Source organism: Agromyces sp. CCNWLW203 (assembly GCF_036576125.1).
Lineage (GTDB): Bacteria > Actinomycetota > Actinomycetes > Actinomycetales > Microbacteriaceae > Agromyces.
Genome location: NZ_JAZHYX010000001.1, coordinates 1 through 15,956, shown reverse-complemented (window position 1 = coordinate 15,956; position 15,956 = coordinate 1). Strand labels below are relative to the sequence as shown.

Sequence of the window (15,956 nt, the reverse complement as noted above, 5' to 3'; positions counted from 1 at the left end):
CTCAGTCGGGGCCGTTGGCGAGCAGCCGGGCTACTCCGTCGAGTCCTTCACGTGTTCCGACGACGACGATGACGTCTCCAGCGCGCAGCGTCTCCGCAGGCGTGGGCGAGGGGATGATCGCGCCGTCGCGGACGATGGCCACGATCGAGGCGTGCGTGCGGGTGCGGGCCTTCGTGGCCCCGAGCGTGCGGTTCAGGTAGGGCGAATCCGTCGGCAGCGCGATCTGCTCGGTGAAGAGGCCCGCCGTCTCGTCGGAGAGGCTCGTGAGACGGCTCAGCATGACCGAGGCGCCGAGCACGTCGGCGAGGGCGGCGGCCTCGTCGTCGTTCAGCGGGATGGAGTCGCGGCAGGCGTCGGGGTCGTCTTGGTCGAAGACCCCGAGGTCGCGTTCGCCGTCACGGTGCGAGACGACGCTGATGCGCCGGCCGCTCTCGGTGACGAGGTCGTGTCGAATGCCGATGCCGGGCAGGTCGACCTTCTCGATGCGTATACCCACGTCCGCCATCGTAACCCCGCGCGGGGGTGTGCCGGCCCTCGTGCTCAGCGCGGCGGTGCGGCGTGCGTGCGCATCGTCAGCACGGGGGTGCCGGCGTCGTCGCCCGCCTCGAGCTCGACCCGCACCTCGCCGAGTTCGGCGAGCGAGCCGACGTGCGTTCCGCCGCACGCGATGCTCGCGGTACCGGCGGGCAGTTCGGCGACCCAGTACCGGCGGTCGGTGAGGCCGTTGCCGTCGCGATCGATGCGCACGGGCACGCCTGCGGCGGCCCATTCGGCGATCGTCGCGGTGACGGATGCCGCGAGCTCGCCGAGCCCGTCGGCCGCGAGCGAGGCCGTGTCGAACCCGGCACGGCGCAGCGACTTGTTCAGGCGGTACACGTCGACCGAGCCGTTCGGCACGATGCGGCTCGACGCGATCGCGATGCCGTCGAAGTCGGGGGCGCCGAGCGCGTCTTCGCGTGCGGCCTTCGACCAGTTGCCGGCGAGCGCCGCATTCAGGGCGAGGGATGCCGCGTGGCAGGCCGTGTGGCCGATCGAGAGGGCGCGGCGCGCCGAGGCATCCGCTCGCACGCTCACGGAGTCGCCCTCGGCGATCTCGGCGTCGCCCGCGACGAGGTGTGCGACGAGGAACGACCAGCCCTCGGTGCCCTTGCGTACCGGGATGTCGCCGCCGAGGAAGAACCCGGTGCCGTCGGTCGCCGCGACGACGGCGTCGACGATGGGCAGCTCGGCCGTGCCGACGGTCAGCGAGCCGGAGTCGGCCGGCTGGTCGGGCCAGGCCGCGTCGACCGGGTGGAAGCTCGTCGCCTCGGTGACGACGGCGATGAGTCCGTCAGCGGTCGGTGCGACGTGAAGCACCACCGTGTCGGCCTCGAGGGCGCCGTCGGGGTAGGTGACGAGCGTGTCGCGAGCGGGCAGCACTTCGCTCAGACGCCGTCGCTGCGACCGAGGAGGTGGAACGGGATCGCGAGCGAGAGCGCCACGGCGATGATGCCGCCGAAGAAGACCGGCGCCTGGAACTCGGTCATCACGGGTGCCGTGCCCATGAGCCACATGCCGAAGACGAAGAGCCCCAGCGAGATGAGGAAAGTGACGACGTTCACAACGACCTCCAGAGTTGCGGTGGCGGTCCGCGCCGCCCGGTCGAGTCTACCGGTCGGGCGCACCCGAACGCGGGCTCACGCCTCGATCGGGCCGAGCCAGGCGTTCGCGACCGTCGAGTGCGCCGACTCGTCGTCGGACGGGTGGAAGATGCCGGCGAGCACGTCGCGGTAGAGGCGACCGAGTTCGGAGCCGGCGAAGTAGGTCGAGCCGCCCGAGACGCGCACGGCCTGGTCGACGACGAGCTTCGCCGTCTCGGTCGCCCGCACCTTGACGCCGACGAGCTTCGCGAACCAGAACGCGCCGTGGTCAACGAGCTCGTCGAGGTCGCGCGCGATCGCGAGGAGCTGCGGGGCGATGGCCTCCTGCGCGAGTGCGGCGTCGGCGATGCGCCAGCGGATGTCGGGGTCCTGCGAGAGCGGTGCGCCGCCGTTCTTCATCGAAGTGCGCCGCCGCGCCGCCGTGACGGCGAGGTCGAGGGCGCGATCGCCGATGCCGGCGTACACCGAGGCGAGCAGCAGTTCGAAGTTCGCGAAGATGCCGAAGATGAGCGGGTCGGCGTTCGGCCCGGGGTCGAGCCGGCGCACGATGCGGTCGGATGCCGCGAACGCCCCGTCGAGCACGGTCGTGCGGCTCTGGCTCGCCCGCATGCCCATCGTGTCCCAGTCGTCGAGGATGCGTACGTCGGGGTCCTCGCGGTCGATGAACCCGTAGACGAGCTTCGGTGCGTCGGGGGAGGCCGTGTCGAGGCCCATCGTGCCGAGCCTCGTCCACGCGGGCGAGAGCGAGGTGAAGATCTTGCGTCCCGTGTAGCGGTAGCCGCCGCCGGTCTGGGGCTCGGCGACCGTGCGCGAGCCGAAGAGCATGAGGTCGTTGCCGGCCTCGCTGATGCCGAAGCCGAAGATCTCGCCGGCCCCCGCCTCGCGCAGCACGAAGTCGAGCGAGTCGTCGCCGCGGTCGCGCAGCACCTTGGCGACGCCGGTCCAGACGAGGTGCATGTTGACCGCGAGCGCGGTCGCCGGCGCTGCGCCGGCGAGGCGCATCTGGCCGCGCACGGCGTCGCCGAACGTCCACCCGAGACCGCCGAGCTCGGCGGGCACGAGGGCCGTCAGATAGCCGCTCTCGCGGAGTTCGGCGAGGTCTTCGTCGAAGAAGACGTTGTCGCGGTCGTATCGGGCGGCGCGTTCGCGGAATCGTTCGAGCAGCTCGTCGTGCAGCAGGGTCTCGGGCGTGGTCACGCCGCCAGACTACGCCTCGGGCGCCCGGTCGTGCGGGGGAGCGACAGGCGGTGCCGGCTCGGTCGTCGGCGATGTCTGCTCCGTCGTCTGCGGGGTGACGGATGCCGCGGCATCCGCTCGGCGTGCCCGTCGCCGTCGTGTCGACGCCAGCACGATGACGACGATGATCGCGGCGATGAGGGCGGCCGCCAGGAGCCAGGGCAGCATCACGCCGATCACGACGCTGAGCCCGGCACCGAAGACGAGGAGCGCACCCCAGCCGGCGGCGAGGCCGCTCCAGAAGTCGCCGGGCACGGCGGCGGGAGCCTGTTCCTCGGTGACGAGTTCGACGCTGAGCGTCGAGTAGTCGACCTGGTCGACGAGCGAGTCGCGTTGCAGCGTCAGGCTGTCGAGCTCGGCCTGGCGGGTCGTGAGCTCCGACTCGATCGTGATGAGGTCGGCGATCGACGTCGCGGTGCCGAGCAGCTCGCGCAGGCGCTCGATCGAGGCGGACAGCGCAGCGATGCGCGCGTCGAGGTCACGGCGCTGCGCGCTGACGTTGGTCGAGTCCATCGACACCGAGGTGACGGTGCCGAGTTCGCGGAGCTCCGCGACCGCGGCATCGAGCTCGCCCGCCGGAATGCGGAGCGTCAGCCGGGCGCTCGGCGTCTGGGTGTCGGTGCCGGGCGTCTCGTTGCGGCTGTCGACGTGTCCGCCTGCGGCATCCGCGATCCCAGCGGCCTGCTCCGCCGCGTCGATCGGGTCGTCGACGGTGATCGCGATGCGGCCGGTGGTGATGAAGTCGACGTCGGCGTCGGTGCCGGCGTCGGTGCCGGCGTCGCCGCTGCCCTCGAACGACTGCGGCGCGTCGGGAGTGATCTCCTCGACCATGCCGCCGGGTTCGACCGTCGACGAGCTCTGGCCGGCCGTGCAACCGGCGAGGAGGAGCGCGGTGAGCGCGGCCGCAACGGCGGCCGTCGGTGCGAGTCGTCGTCTCATGCGCTCACCGTATTCCCGGTGCGGGAGCAGATGTCTGGAACTCCGCTGGGAGTCGGGTCACGATCGGATGTCGCTCCGCCGCCCGGTCTCAGTCGTCGTCGGGGTCTCGACCGGTGCGCTCGCCGCTGTCGAGCGAGGCGATCGCCGCGAGGTCGTCGGCGTCGAGCTCGAAGTCGAAGACGTCGAGGTTCTCGCGGATGCGTTCCGGGCGACTTGCCTTCGGAATCACGATGTTGCCGAGCTGCACGTGCCAGCGCAGCACGACCTGCGCCGGACTCCGCCGGTGCTTCGCGGCCAGCTCGTCGAGGAGCGGCGTGCCGAGCACGCGGCCGCGAGCGAGCGGCGACCATGCTTCGGTGCGGATGCCTCGGGCGGTGCCGAATTCGCGGAGCGCGGCCTGCGGCAGCCACGGGTGCAGCTCCACCTGGTTCACGACGGGTGACTCGCCGGTCTCGGCGACGAGCCGTTCGATGTGGTGCGCGTGGAAGTTGGAGACCCCGATCGAACTCACCCGGCCCTCGTCGCGAAGGCGGATGAGCGCTCGCCACGTGTCGACGTAGCGATCGGTCGATGGCACGGGCCAGTGGATGAGGAAGAGGTCGAGCCGATCGAGCGCGAACCGCCGCATCGACTCGTCGAAGGCGCGCAGCGCGCTGTCGTAGCCGTTGTCGTCCTTCCACACCTTGCTCGTCACGAACAGCTCGCCCCGCGCGAGACCCGATGCGCGCACCGCCTCGCCGACCTCGCGCTCGTTGCCGTAGAAGGCCGCGGTGTCGAGGTGCCGGTAGCCCGCGTCGATCGCGTCGAGGCAGAGGCGCGCGGCATCCGCTGGGGGCACCTTGTAGAGGCCGTAGCCGAGCTGCGGGATGCTCGAGCCGTCAGCGAGCGGCAGTCGGGGTGCGGGGGCGAGTGGTCGTGACATCCGGTGCTTCTCTTTCGGCGGTGTGGTCGGGGCGGACCGGTCAGCTCGGCTGCACCGGCACCGCCTCGGTGTCGGGGATCGGGCTCGCGTCACGGCCGCGCAGGTCGGGATGCCAGCGGCGCCCGAGCATCGGCACGAGGAACCCCAGGAAGGCGAGGGCCGCGGCAGCCCAGAACGCGCCCTGCGGGCCGTTGCTGTCGATGAGGAAGCCCGCGAGCGCCGAGCCGAGGGCGGCGCCGATGAGCTGGCCGGTGCCGACCCACCCGTAGGCCTCCGCCGTGTCCGAGAACTTCACGCTCGCCGAGACGATCGCGAAGAGCACGGCAAGGGCGGGGGCGATGCCGATGCCCGCGATGAAGAGGGTGATCGAGAGCCACCAGAAGTCCATGAGGCCGGCCGCGAGCGCCGTGCCCGCGAACACGATGAACATTCGGCGGGCCGTCGACCACGGGCCGATCGGCACGTGCCCGAGGAAGAGGCCGCCGGCGAGGGATCCCACCGAGAAGATCGCGAGCACGATGCCCGCCTCGGCTCCGTCGTGGCCGAACACCGCGACGACGCCGGCCTCGATGGCCGCGCAGGCGCCGATGAGGAGGAACCCGACGACCGTCGCGAGCAGCACGGGCGGTCGCCCGAGCACGACGCCGAAGCGCCGCTTCGACCGCGGGATGCGCACACGGCCGAGCTCGGGCGACGAGATGAACCAGATGCCGCCGATGACCATGAGCACGGCGGCGAGGAGGATCGCCCAGACGGTGCCGACCTGGATCGCGACGAACGTCGTGACGACGGGTCCGACGACCCAGATGATCTCCTGCGCCGAGGCGTCGAGAGAGAACAGCGGGGTGAGCTGGCGCGAGTTCACCATCTTCGGGTAGATCGTGCGCACCGCGGGCTGCACGGGCGGGTTCGCGAGACCGGCGATGAGGCCGATCGCCATGTAGAGCGGCACTGTGAGTGGCAGCACGCCGATCGCGACGATGGCCGTGACGCAGACCACGAGGGTGGCGATGAGCACCGGCCGCATTCCGAGCCGGCCCATCAGGCGGCTCGTGAGCGGGCCGGCGACCGCCTGGCCGATCGAGGTCGCGGCGAGCACGAGCCCGGCGGAGCCGTAGGAGCCCGTCTGCTGCTCGACGTGCAGCAGGAACGCGAGCGAGAGCATGCCCGACGGGAAGCGCGCGGTCAGTTGGGCGGCGATGATGCGAGCGACGCCCGAGGTTCTGAGCAGTTCGGAGTAGCTTCCCACGGTGCCACCAACTCTATCGACGGCCGGATCGTGATCTCGGCGCCGAATCCCGCGTGCCGCTCGTGACGTAGGCTCATTCCGTAACGGCGACGGAGCCATTGGCTTCGTCGTCGATCTCCATTGCAACGACAGAGGTTCTCCAACATGCACTCCCGACGCCTGCTCATCCCGACCGTGGCTGCGGCCGCGGCACTCCTCCTCACCGGTTGTGTCGACAACACGACCGGTGGCGGCGAATCGACCACCGACTCCTCGGCCCCCGCGATCGCGGTCGACGAGGCCGCCGCGGCCCTGCTGCCCGCCGAGATCGCCGACTCCGGCACGCTCGTCGTCGGCACCGACGCCGCCTACCCGCCCAACGAGTACAAAGACGCCGACGGCAACCCGATCGGGTGGGACGTCGAGCTCGTCGACGCGCTCGGCGCGAAGCTCGGCCTCGAGATCCAGTACGAGATCGCGAGCTTCGACAAGATCATCCCGTCGATCACCGGCGGCACCATGGACATGGGCATGTCGAGCTTCACCGACAACGCCGAGCGCCAGAAGCAGGTCGACTTCGTCGACTACTACGAAGCCGGCATCCTCTGGGCGGCACCTGCCGGCGCAACGGTCGACCCCGACGACGCGTGCGGCCTGAAGGTCGCCGTGCAGGCCACGACCTACGAGCACACCGACGAGCTGCCCGCGAAGAGCCAGGCGTGCACCGACGCCGGCAAGCCCGCGATCGAGATCACGCCGTTCGACACGCAGGACGCCGCGGCGAACGCCGTGGTGCTCGGCCAGGCCGACGCCATGAGCGCCGACTCCCCGGTCACCGGCTACGCGATCGCGCAGACCGACGGCAAGCTCGAGGCGGCCGGCGACGTGTTCGACTCCGCACCGTACGGCTTCCCGGTGGAGAAGGGCTCCGAGCTCGCTGCGGCCGTCCAGGCCGCGATGCAGTCGCTCATCGACGACGGCACCTACGGCGACATCCTCGCCGAGTGGGGCGTCGAGTCCGGCGCCGTCGACACGATCGAGATCAACGCGGGCACCTGATGAACGACACGTCCTCCGGCCGGGCGACGACGCCCGCGCCGGCGGGCGGCCCCGCGGCCGCCCCGCTTCCGACGAAGGTCGTGCGGCTGCGGCATCCGTGGCGCATCGTCGTCGCCGTGCTGCTGCTCGCCGTCGTCGCCGTCTTCGTCATCGACGCCGCACAGCGCGAGGCCTTCGACTGGCCGACCGTCGGCCAGTACCTCTTCGATCAGCGCATCTCGCAGGCGGCGGGATTCACCCTGCTGCTCACGGTGCTCTCGATGATCATCGGCGTCGTGCTCGGCGTCCTCCTCGCGGTCATGCGGCAGTCGCCGAACCCCGTGCTGAAGTCGATCGCGTGGGTCTGGCTCTGGGTCTTCCGCGGCACCCCGGTGTACGTGCAGCTCGTCTTCTGGGGGCTGCTGTCGACCATCTACACCTCGATCGACCTCGGCGTGCCGTTCATGGAACCGTGGGTCTCCTTCCCCACAGACCTGCTGCTCAACGCCTTCTGGCTCGCCGTCATCGGCCTCGCGCTCAACGAATCGGCGTACATGGCCGAGATCGTGCGCGCCGGTCTCCTGTCGGTCGACTCCGGGCAGCACGAGGCGGCCACAGCACTCGGCATGGGGTGGGGCACCACGATGCGGCGCATCGTGCTGCCGCAGGCGATGCGCGTGATCATCCCGCCCACCGGCAACGAGGTCATCTCGATGCTGAAGACGACCTCGCTCGTCTCGGCGATCCCGTTCACGCTCGAGTTGTACATGCGCCAGCGCGACATCGCGGCCGCCATCTTCGCACCGGTTCCGCTCCTGATCGTCGCGTCGATCTGGTACCTCGCGATCACCTCGGTGCTGATGGTCGGCCAGTACTTCCTCGAGAAGCGCTTCGCCCGCGGCGTCGGCGTACGGCCCGACACAGGCCCCGGCCCGGTCACCGGCGCGATGAGTGCGGTCGACGCCGAGATCGCCGAGACCTCGATCGCCGCCAAGCACGGAGGAGACGCTCGATGAGCGAACAGACGACGACCCCCGCCGGCGCGGGCGGTGCGGCTGCGCAGGGCATTGCGCCGATGGTGCTCGCCGAGCACGTCTCGAAGAGTTTCGGCTCCAACGAGGTGCTGAAAGACATCTCGCTCGAGGTCCGGCGCGGCGAGGTGCTCTGCCTCGTCGGCCCCTCGGGTTCCGGCAAGTCGACGTTCCTCCGCTGCATCAACCACCTCGAGCAGGTCTCGTCGGGCCGCCTCTCGGTCGACGGCTCGCCCGTCGGCTACCGCGAGGTCGGCGACAAGCTGTACGAGATGCATCCGAAGGATGCCGCGAAGCAGCGCCGCGACATCGGCATGGTGTTCCAGCGGTTCAACCTGTTCCCGCACATGACGGCCCTCGAGAACGTCATGGAGGCGCCCACGCAGGTGAAGGGAGTCTCGAAGTCGCAGGCCAAGGCACGTGCCCACGAGCTGCTCGCGCGCGTCGGCCTTGCGGAGCGCGCCGACTACTACCCCGCCCACCTCTCGGGCGGGCAGCAGCAGCGGGTGGCGATCGCACGCGCGCTCGCGATGGATCCGAAGCTCATGCTCTTCGACGAGCCGACGTCGGCGCTCGACCCCGAGCTCGTCGGCGAGGTGCTCGACGTCATGAAGGAGCTCGCGAAGACCGGCATGACGATGATCGTCGTCACGCACGAGATGGGCTTCGCCCGCGAGGTCGCCGACACGCTCGTGTTCATGGACGGCGGGGTCGTCGTTGAGAGGGGCGATCCGCGCGAGGTGCTCGCGAACCCGCAGCACGCGCGCACGCAGGCGTTCCTCTCGAAGGTGCTCTAGCAGTCGCTGCGGGTTGAGCCTGTCGAAGCCAGGCTCAGCCCTGCAGCAGCTTCGTGATGCGCTGGAGCGAGACGCTCTCGGCCGCGCGCAGCTCTTGCGCGAACAGGCTGATGCGCAGCTCCTCGATGAGCCAGCGGGCTCGCACGACGTTCGCCGGGGCATCCGGTGCCAGCGGGATCGTGCCGCCCGCATCGGCGAAGCGGGCGAGGGCGGTCTGCACCTCGTTCATCCACACCCGGTCGCGCCCCGGGTTGTCGGCGAGCTTGCCGACGCGCATCGCGACGCCCTCGAGGTAGCGGGGCACGTGGCGGAGCCGCTCGAGACCGGTCCGTGAGACGAAGCCCGGGAACACGAGTCCGGCGAGCTGCTCCTTGGCGTCGCCGAGAGCCGGCAGCAGCGCCATGCTGGTCGCCGACTTCACGGCCTTCTCCGCGCTGCGGAGCGCGGTGAGCGTGCGGGCGACGAGGCCGACGGTCTCGAACATCGTGTCCATGACGACGCCCGAGACGCGGTCGCGCACGGTGTCGAACTCGAGCTTCGTGAAGAGCATGCCGTCGTCCTTCACGCGGTAGAGCACATCGTTGACGCAGGCCACGAGGCAGTCGGCGAAGAGCGCGCTCGTGCTCGGGTACGGGCTCGTCGCGAGCACGAGCTTCTCGTTGCCGGTGAGGTGCTGCTGCACGTAGTTGACCGGCGACGGCGTCGCGAGCATGAGCAGGCGACGGATGCCGCCGGGCATGGCCCGCGCCTGTTCCTCGGGCGTCGCGAGCAGCCGGATGTTCACGGCGGTGCCGTCGTCGATGAGCGCGGGGTAGGCGCGCACCCGGTTGCCGCCGACCGTCGTGTCGACGAACTTCGGCAGCTCGGGGAAGTCCCAGCTCGTGAGGCCGCTGCGCTCGATGCCGGCGCCCGGCGGTTCGGCGGCCGCGGCGATCGAGCCGGGCGTGACTGGGCCGTCGACCTGACGAGGCCCGCGAGGCCCGCGCTCGCCGCGAGAGGGCGCCGCGAAGGTGTCGGCGACGGCGTCGCGGGCCCGGTCGGCGAGTTGCGCCTGCAGCGCCCGCAGGTCCTTGCCGACGGCGAGTTGCTTGCCGCGCCCGTCGACGACGCGGAACGACATCAGCAGGTGCGGGGGAATCCGGTCCATGGCGAAGTCGGCGCCCGTCACGGGGGTGTGCGTCAGTCGCTTGATCACGGCGGCGACCTCGTCGGCGAACGACAGGTCCGTCGGAGTATCCGATTCGCCGAGCTCTGCGACGATCTTCGCGGCCCAGTCGTTCGCCGGAACGACGTTGCGCCGGATCACCTTCGGCAGCGCCTTGATCATCGCGGTGACGAGCTCGGTGCGGAGGCCGGGGACCTGCCGGTCGAATCCTTCGGGGCGGAGCCGTGCGAGCAGCACGAGCGGCACCTGCACGGTGACGCCGTCGTCGGATGCCCCGGGCTCGAAGCGATAGCGGAGCGACAGCGTCTGATCGTCCTGCTGCCAGCTGGGCGGGAACGCGCCCTCGTCGATCACGGGCGCGTCTTCGGGGGCGAGTGCCTCCGCCGTCATCGTCAGCAGCTCGGGCGACTCCTGTTTCGCGCCGCGCCACCAGGTCTCGAAGAGCCGGGTCGAGGTGACGTCGGCGGGGATCCGCGCGTCGTAGAACTCGAAGACGGCCTCGTCGTCGAAGAGGATGTCGCGCCGGCGGCTGCGCTCCTCGACGGCCTCGAGCTCGGCGCGGAGCTTGCGGTTCTTCCGGTCGAAGTCGAAGAGCCGGTCGCGGCGGATGTCGTTCGGCCAGTCGCCCTCGACGAGCGCGTGGCGGAGGAAGAGCTCGCGCGCGTACGCCTGGTCGACGCGGGAGAGCTGGATGCGACGACGGGCGATGATCGGCACCCCGTAGAGGGTCACCTTCTCGTACGCGACGGCCGCGCCCTGCCGCTTCTCCCAGTGCGGCTCGCTGTAGCTGCGCTTCAGGAGCGACCCGGCGAGCGGTTCGGCCCATGCCGGGTCGATCGCCGCGTTCATGCGTGCGAACAGCCGGCTCGTCTCGACGAGTTCGGCGCTCATGATCGCGTCGGGCTGCTTCTTCGCGAGCGCGGAGCCCGGGAAGATCAGGAAGCGCGACTGCCGGGCGCCGAGGTACTCGCCCTTGGGCTTTCGCCCACCGGATGCCGCGGCGCCGCGGGTGCCCGACTGGGTCGTGCTCGCAGGGGAGTCCTTCAGGCCGATGTGGCTGAGGAGGCCGGCGAGCAGCGACTTGTGGATGAGGTCCGCGTCGGGGGCGGCGCCTGCCTTCTTGTCGTCGATCTCGAGTCCGAGCGGGCGCGCCGTCTGGCGGAGCTGACGGTAGACGTCGTTCCATTCGCGCACGCGCAGGTAGTTCAGGAACTCGTTCTTGCACATGCGCCGGAACGCGCTGGAGCCGAGTTCGCGCTGCTGCGTCTCGAGGTGGTTCCACAGGTTCAGCAGGGTGATGAAGTCGCTCGTCGGGTCGGCGAAGCGGGCGTGCTGCTCGTCGGCCTGCTGTCGTCGCTCGAGCGGGCGCTCGCGCGGATCCTGGATCGTGAGGCCGGCGACGATCGCGAGCACCTCGCGGCTCACGCCGTGCTGTTTCGACTCGACGACCATGCGACCGAAACGGGGTTCGATCGGGAGCTTCGCGAGCGCGCGGCCGACCTTCGTCAGTCGAGGCCCGCCCCCGGTCGACGCGTCGATCGCCCCGAGCTCGCGCAACAGGTCGACGCCGTCCTTCACGCCGCGCGCGTCGGGCGGGGTGAGGAACGGGAACGCCTCGATGTCGCCGAGTCCGAGCGAGATCATCTGCAGGATGACCGCGGCGAGGTTCGTGCGCAGCACCTCGGGCTCGGTGAACTCCGGACGCCGTCCGAAGTCATCCTCGGAGTACAGGCGGATGGCGATGCCGTCGCTCGTTCTGCCCGATCGCCCGGAGCGCTGGTTGGCCGAGGCTTGCGAGATCGCCTCGATCGGCAGTCGCTGCACCTTCGAGCGCACCGAGTATCGGCTGATGCGTGCGGTGCCGGCATCGATCACGTACTTGATGCCCGGCACCGTGAGGCTCGTCTCGGCGACGTTCGTCGCCAGCACGATCCGGCGGCGCACGCCGGCGACCGTCGAGGGCTGGAACACGCGATGCTGGTCGGCCGCCGACAGGCGTCCGTAGAGCGGCAGCACCTCGGTCGTTCCGTTCCCTGAGCGTGTCGAAGGGCCGCGGCCCGAGTAGTGCCCGCGCACGGCCTCCTCGGCGTCGCGGATCTCGTTCTCGCCCGAGAGGAAGACCAGCACGTCGCCGCGGGGTTCCCGATCGAGTTCGTCGAGCGCCTCGATGATGCCCTGCAGGTAGTCCTTGTCGTCGGCCGGGGCACGCCCGCTCGACGACGGCGACTCGTCGGGGTCGTCGCTCGCCGCATCCTCCGCCACGAGCGGCCGGTACCTGATCTCGACGGGGAAGGAGCGGCCCGACACCTCGATGACCGGGGCCGGCTCGCCGGAAGCATCCGCGAAATGCCGGGCGAAGCTCTCGGGGTCGATCGTCGCACTCGTGACGATGACCTTCAGGTCGGGGCGCTTCGGCAGCAGTTGCTTCAGGTAACCGAGCAGGAAGTCGATGTTGAGGCTGCGCTCGTGCGCCTCGTCGATGATGATCGTGTCGTACCGGCGCAGCATCCGGTCGTGGTGCATCTCGTTCAGCAGGATGCCGTCGGTCATCAGCTTGATGCGCGTCGATGCGCTCGCCTTGTCGGTGAACCGCACCTGGTAGCCCACGACCCCGCCGACCTCCTCGCCGAGCTCGTCGGCGATGCGCTCGGCGATCGTGCGGGCGGCGAGCCGCCTCGGCTGGGTGTGGCCGATCGATTCGCGGCCGAGCTCGAGGCAGATCTTCGGCAGCTGGGTGGTCTTGCCCGAGCCGGTCGCGCCGGCGACGATGACGACCTGGTTCTCGCGGATGGCGCGCGCGATCTCCTCACGCTGCCGGGAGACGGGCAGCTCGGCGGGGTAGGTGATCGCGGCAAGCACAGCCCTCCATCGTATGCGGCCGCGGCGACCTCGTGCGAGAACTCCCTCTTACGCCCATTCCGTATCCGAATGCGGCCGCGGCGACCTCGTGGTAGAACTCCTTCATGTCGACCGAGGTCGAGGCACCGAGCACGCCCGTCGCGTCGCGCGAGCCCACTATCGCGGCACTCCTCGGACTGCCGCTCCTCAGGGTCGCGCTCGTCGGCCTCGCGGCCGTTGCGACCTGGATCGCGCTCGCGTCGACGGCCGAGCCCGGACCCTTCCCGCCGGGCATGCTCTTCGCCGCGGCGACGATGCTGCCGGTGAACGTGCTGTCGATCGTGCTCGTGCGCCGGGCCCTGCACCGATCGGGGCAGCGCGCCCGCGACCTCATCGACTTCTCGTGGCGCCGTTTCGGTCGAGACGTGCTCTGGGGGCTGCTCTGGCTCTCGGTGCTCTGGCTCCCGTTCATCCTCGCGGTCTTCGGCGTGATGTTCGCCCTCCACGGCGGTGCCATGTTCGAGCACTTCGAGACGGTCTTCTACGACGCGGATGCCGCTCCGCCCCTGAACCGCGCCTGGCTGACGGTGCTCGCGATCGTCTCGGTCGTGACGTTCGCCCCGCTGAACGCACCTGCAGAAGAGCTCATCTATCGCGGCTACTCGCAGTGGGGACTCGAACGCCGATGGCCCGCCGTCTGGGCGATCCTCGTGCCTGCCGCGATCTTCGCCTTGCAGCACGTGTTCTACGCGGCGACCGCCGATGCCGTGCTCGTCTACCTCGCCGCCTTCTTCGTCTGGGGGCTCGGTTCCGGCATCATCGTGCATCGCCAGCGGCGGCTGATGCCGATCATCATCGCCCACCTGCTCGTCAACCTCATGACGAGTGCGCCGGCGCTCGTGCTGCTGTTCCTGCCCGACTCGGCGCTCGCTTCCTGAAGCCGGCGATTCGAGTCGGTGCCGCTCGGCGGTTACGGTGTCGGCATGGATGAGCACGAGTTCGAGAAAGCCTTCCGCGAGTGGCGCGAGTCGCGCTGGCGGGCGGTCTCGGCGCCGTACGGCACGGCGGCCCTTCGGTACACCCATTGGCTCACGACCGAGCCCGCCGAGTTCGCCGGCGCACCCGGTCGGTGGCATGCCGAGCCGGCCGCGATCGTCGGTGATGCGTTGCCGATCGGCGTCGTGACGAGGCTCGTGCCGGGCGAGGAGCACGACATCGACGGTGTGCGCCTGCGCGCGTTCGAGCGTGACGGCGCGCTCGCGCTGCGGGTCATCGACCCGGATGCCCCGAGCCGCACGTCGCTCGTCGGCATCGAGCTGTACCCGCCATCGCGTGACCGTGTCGTGACCGGCCGATTCGCTCCCGCAGGCGACGGGGCGACGCTCGACGTGACCTCCGTCGACGGACATGAATCGACCGACCGGCTCGGCGGCACGATCGAGCTCGAGATCGACGGAGTGCCCCTCGTGCTCACCGTCACTCGCGACGATCACGGCCTCTCGGCCGTGTTCGCCGATGCGACGAGCGGCGGCGAGAGCTACCGCTTCCGGTTCATCCGCGTGCCCGAACCCGGCGTCGACGGCACCGTCGCCGTCGACTTCAATCGCGCCTACCTGCCGCCGTGCGCGTTCTCCGACGAGTACGTCTGCCCGCTGCCGCCGCTCGGCAACCGCTGGCCGGTCGCGCTGCGCGCGGGGGAGCGGCTCGCCACGCGGCATCCGATGGCCGAGGCCGGCGCTGCCCGCGACGCCGAGATCGACGCCGCCTGATTCGCGGGCAGCGAACCGCCCTGTCGGCACGCCGCGGCCCATGGTGGGATGAAGCATGACTTCCGTTCCACGCATCCAGCTCAACGACGGCCACTCGATCCCGCAGCTCGGCTTCGGCGTCTTCAAGGTCGACCCCACCGAGACGGTACGCATCGTCAGCGATGCGCTCGAGGTGGGCTACCGCCACATCGACACCGCGCGCATCTACGGCAACGAGGCGGGTGTCGGCACCGCGCTCGCCGAGTCCGGCGTGCCGCGCGAAGAGCTCTTCATCACGACGAAACTCTGGAACGACGATCAGGGCACGCAGTCGGCATTCGATGCGTTCGACGCGAGCCTCGAGCGGCTCGGCCTCGACTACGTCGACCTCTACCTGATCCACTGGCCCTCGCCGAAGCGCGACCGGTACGTCGAGACCTGGAAAGCGCTCGAGCAGATCCGCGAGAGCGGGCGGGCGCGATCGATCGGCGTCTCGAACTTCCTGGTGCCGCACCTCGAACGGCTCCTCGCCGAGACCGACGTCGTGCCGGCGGTCGACCAGATCGAGCTCCATCCCGCGCACCAGCAGCCGGCCACGACCGCGTTCGCTGAGGAGTTCGGCATCGCGATCGAGGCATGGGGGCCGCTCGGCCAGGGCAAGTACCCGCTCTTCGAAGTGCCCGAGATCGCGGATGCCGCGGCGGCCCACGGCAAGAGCCCGGCGCAGGTCGTGATCCGCTGGCACCTGCAGCGCGGCCACATCGTCTTCCCGAAGTCGAACCGTCGCGAGCGCATGGCCGAGAACTTCGACGTCTTCGGCTTCGAGCTCAGCGACGCCGAGGTTCAGGCGATCACGGCGCTCGAGCGCGAAGGCCGCGTGAGTTCCCACCCCGACGACGTCGACTGACGGATGCCGCGGATCCCCGTGTTCCCGAGCGACACGCCCGGACTACGCGTCGGATTTGCCCGGATGTCGGGAGCCGCGTAAATTCTTACTCATCGCCACGGCGGTGCGGAAAGCGGCTGAGAGGTCAGGCTTCCCGCCCGAGTCGGCGAGATTCTTAGCCAAATAGCCTCGTAGTCGCATTGCGACTCGGTGATTTCAAGCCTAAGATGAAACCCCCACTTCAGAACGAACATGATCTTCGGGTCGTGTTCTTGTTGTGAGAACAACTGCTGAAACAGCCTGAGAGATCGAAAGATCCCAGCAGCTGAATGACATCGAGTGATCGAGTCCAGCAGAAGAAGTGGTACGGTAGGTAGGTTGCCCTGAGGGCAGGTCATGAGACTGAAACTCGGGTGCGTCCGTTCCTTGAGAACTCAACAGCGTGCACTATGTTCAATGCCAATTTTATTGAACCCCAGCTCACATCT

At 69.8% G+C, this 15,956-nt stretch carries 14 protein-coding genes; 6 read left to right on the top strand and 8 right to left on the bottom strand.

Translation table 11 applies throughout. The features are described from left to right. Nucleotide 1 precedes the first annotated feature (1 nt). The 7 genes from VPH61_RS00070 to VPH61_RS00040 all read right to left on the bottom strand — a co-directional run bounded on the left by VPH61_RS00070 (nt 2) and on the right by VPH61_RS00040 (nt 5,986). On the bottom strand, nt 2–496 hold the full coding sequence (locus VPH61_RS00070) for a cation:proton antiporter regulatory subunit (RefSeq protein WP_332061479.1): 495 nt from the start codon (nt 494–496) through the stop codon (nt 2–4). A gap of 44 nt (nt 497–540) precedes the next feature. After that, nucleotides 541–1,419, bottom strand: a complete 879-nt coding sequence (locus tag VPH61_RS00065; protein ID WP_332061478.1) for a metal-dependent hydrolase — start codon at nt 1,417–1,419, stop codon at nt 541–543. A 5-nt stretch (nt 1,420–1,424) separates the two neighbouring features. Beyond that, a complete protein-coding gene (locus tag VPH61_RS00060) occupies nt 1,425–1,601 on the bottom strand; it encodes a hypothetical protein (RefSeq protein ID WP_157376953.1) in 177 nt (58 codons plus the stop codon). Nucleotides 1,602–1,676: 75 nt separating this feature from the next. After that, nucleotides 1,677–2,837 carry an acyl-CoA dehydrogenase family protein gene (locus tag VPH61_RS00055; protein WP_332061477.1) on the bottom strand — a complete coding sequence of 387 codons (1,161 nt, stop codon included), beginning with the start codon at nt 2,835–2,837 and terminating at the stop codon, nt 1,677–1,679. Nucleotides 2,838–2,846: 9 nt separating this feature from the next. Next, complete coding sequence (locus VPH61_RS00050) at nt 2,847–3,815, bottom strand: DUF4349 domain-containing protein (protein ID WP_332061476.1); 969 nt, start codon at nt 3,813–3,815, stop codon at nt 2,847–2,849. An 88-nt stretch (nt 3,816–3,903) separates the two neighbouring features. Beyond that, complete coding sequence (locus VPH61_RS00045) at nt 3,904–4,737, bottom strand: aldo/keto reductase (protein ID WP_332061475.1); 834 nt, start codon at nt 4,735–4,737, stop codon at nt 3,904–3,906. Nucleotides 4,738–4,777: 40 nt separating this feature from the next. After that, nucleotides 4,778–5,986: an MFS transporter gene (locus VPH61_RS00040; protein ID WP_332061474.1), complete on the bottom strand. Its 1,209-nt coding sequence runs from the start codon at nt 5,984–5,986 to the stop codon at nt 4,778–4,780. A 144-nt stretch (nt 5,987–6,130) separates the two neighbouring features. On the opposite strand from VPH61_RS00040, the gene VPH61_RS00035 reads away from it, so the two are divergent. The 3 genes from VPH61_RS00035 to VPH61_RS00025 are packed head-to-tail and all read left to right on the top strand — an operon-like array spanning nt 6,131 to nt 8,831. Then, a complete protein-coding gene (locus tag VPH61_RS00035) occupies nt 6,131–7,024 on the top strand; it encodes an ABC transporter substrate-binding protein (RefSeq protein ID WP_332061473.1) in 894 nt (297 codons plus the stop codon). Then, entirely contained in the window at nt 7,024–8,019 is a 996-nt protein-coding gene (locus VPH61_RS00030; protein ID WP_332061472.1) for an amino acid ABC transporter permease, read from the top strand. The genes VPH61_RS00035 and VPH61_RS00030 overlap by 1 nt, the downstream gene beginning before the upstream one ends. Next, complete coding sequence (locus VPH61_RS00025; protein WP_442879030.1) at nt 8,016–8,831, top strand: amino acid ABC transporter ATP-binding protein; 816 nt, start codon at nt 8,016–8,018, stop codon at nt 8,829–8,831. Before VPH61_RS00030 ends, VPH61_RS00025 begins: the two co-directional genes overlap by 4 nt. Before the next feature lie 34 nt (nt 8,832–8,865). Here the strand turns inward: VPH61_RS00025 and hrpA are convergent, their stop codons facing one another. Beyond that, nucleotides 8,866–12,855 carry an ATP-dependent RNA helicase HrpA gene (hrpA, locus tag VPH61_RS00020; RefSeq protein WP_332061471.1) on the bottom strand — a complete coding sequence of 1,330 codons (3,990 nt, stop codon included), beginning with the start codon at nt 12,853–12,855 and terminating at the stop codon, nt 8,866–8,868. Between the two features lie 104 nt (nt 12,856–12,959). Between hrpA and VPH61_RS00015 the strand changes: the two genes are divergently transcribed. The 3 genes from VPH61_RS00015 to VPH61_RS00005 are packed head-to-tail and all read left to right on the top strand — an operon-like array spanning nt 12,960 to nt 15,489. Beyond that, nucleotides 12,960–13,772 (top strand): CPBP family intramembrane glutamic endopeptidase, encoded by an 813-nt coding sequence (locus VPH61_RS00015; RefSeq protein ID WP_332061470.1) that lies wholly within the window; start codon nt 12,960–12,962, stop codon nt 13,770–13,772. Between the two features lie 45 nt (nt 13,773–13,817). Continuing rightward, entirely contained in the window at nt 13,818–14,603 is a 786-nt protein-coding gene (locus VPH61_RS00010) for a DUF1684 domain-containing protein (RefSeq protein ID WP_332061469.1), read from the top strand. 55 nt (nt 14,604–14,658) lie between these two features. Next, complete coding sequence (locus VPH61_RS00005; protein WP_332061468.1) at nt 14,659–15,489, top strand: aldo/keto reductase; 831 nt, start codon at nt 14,659–14,661, stop codon at nt 15,487–15,489. Nucleotides 15,490–15,956: the final 467 nt, after the last annotated feature.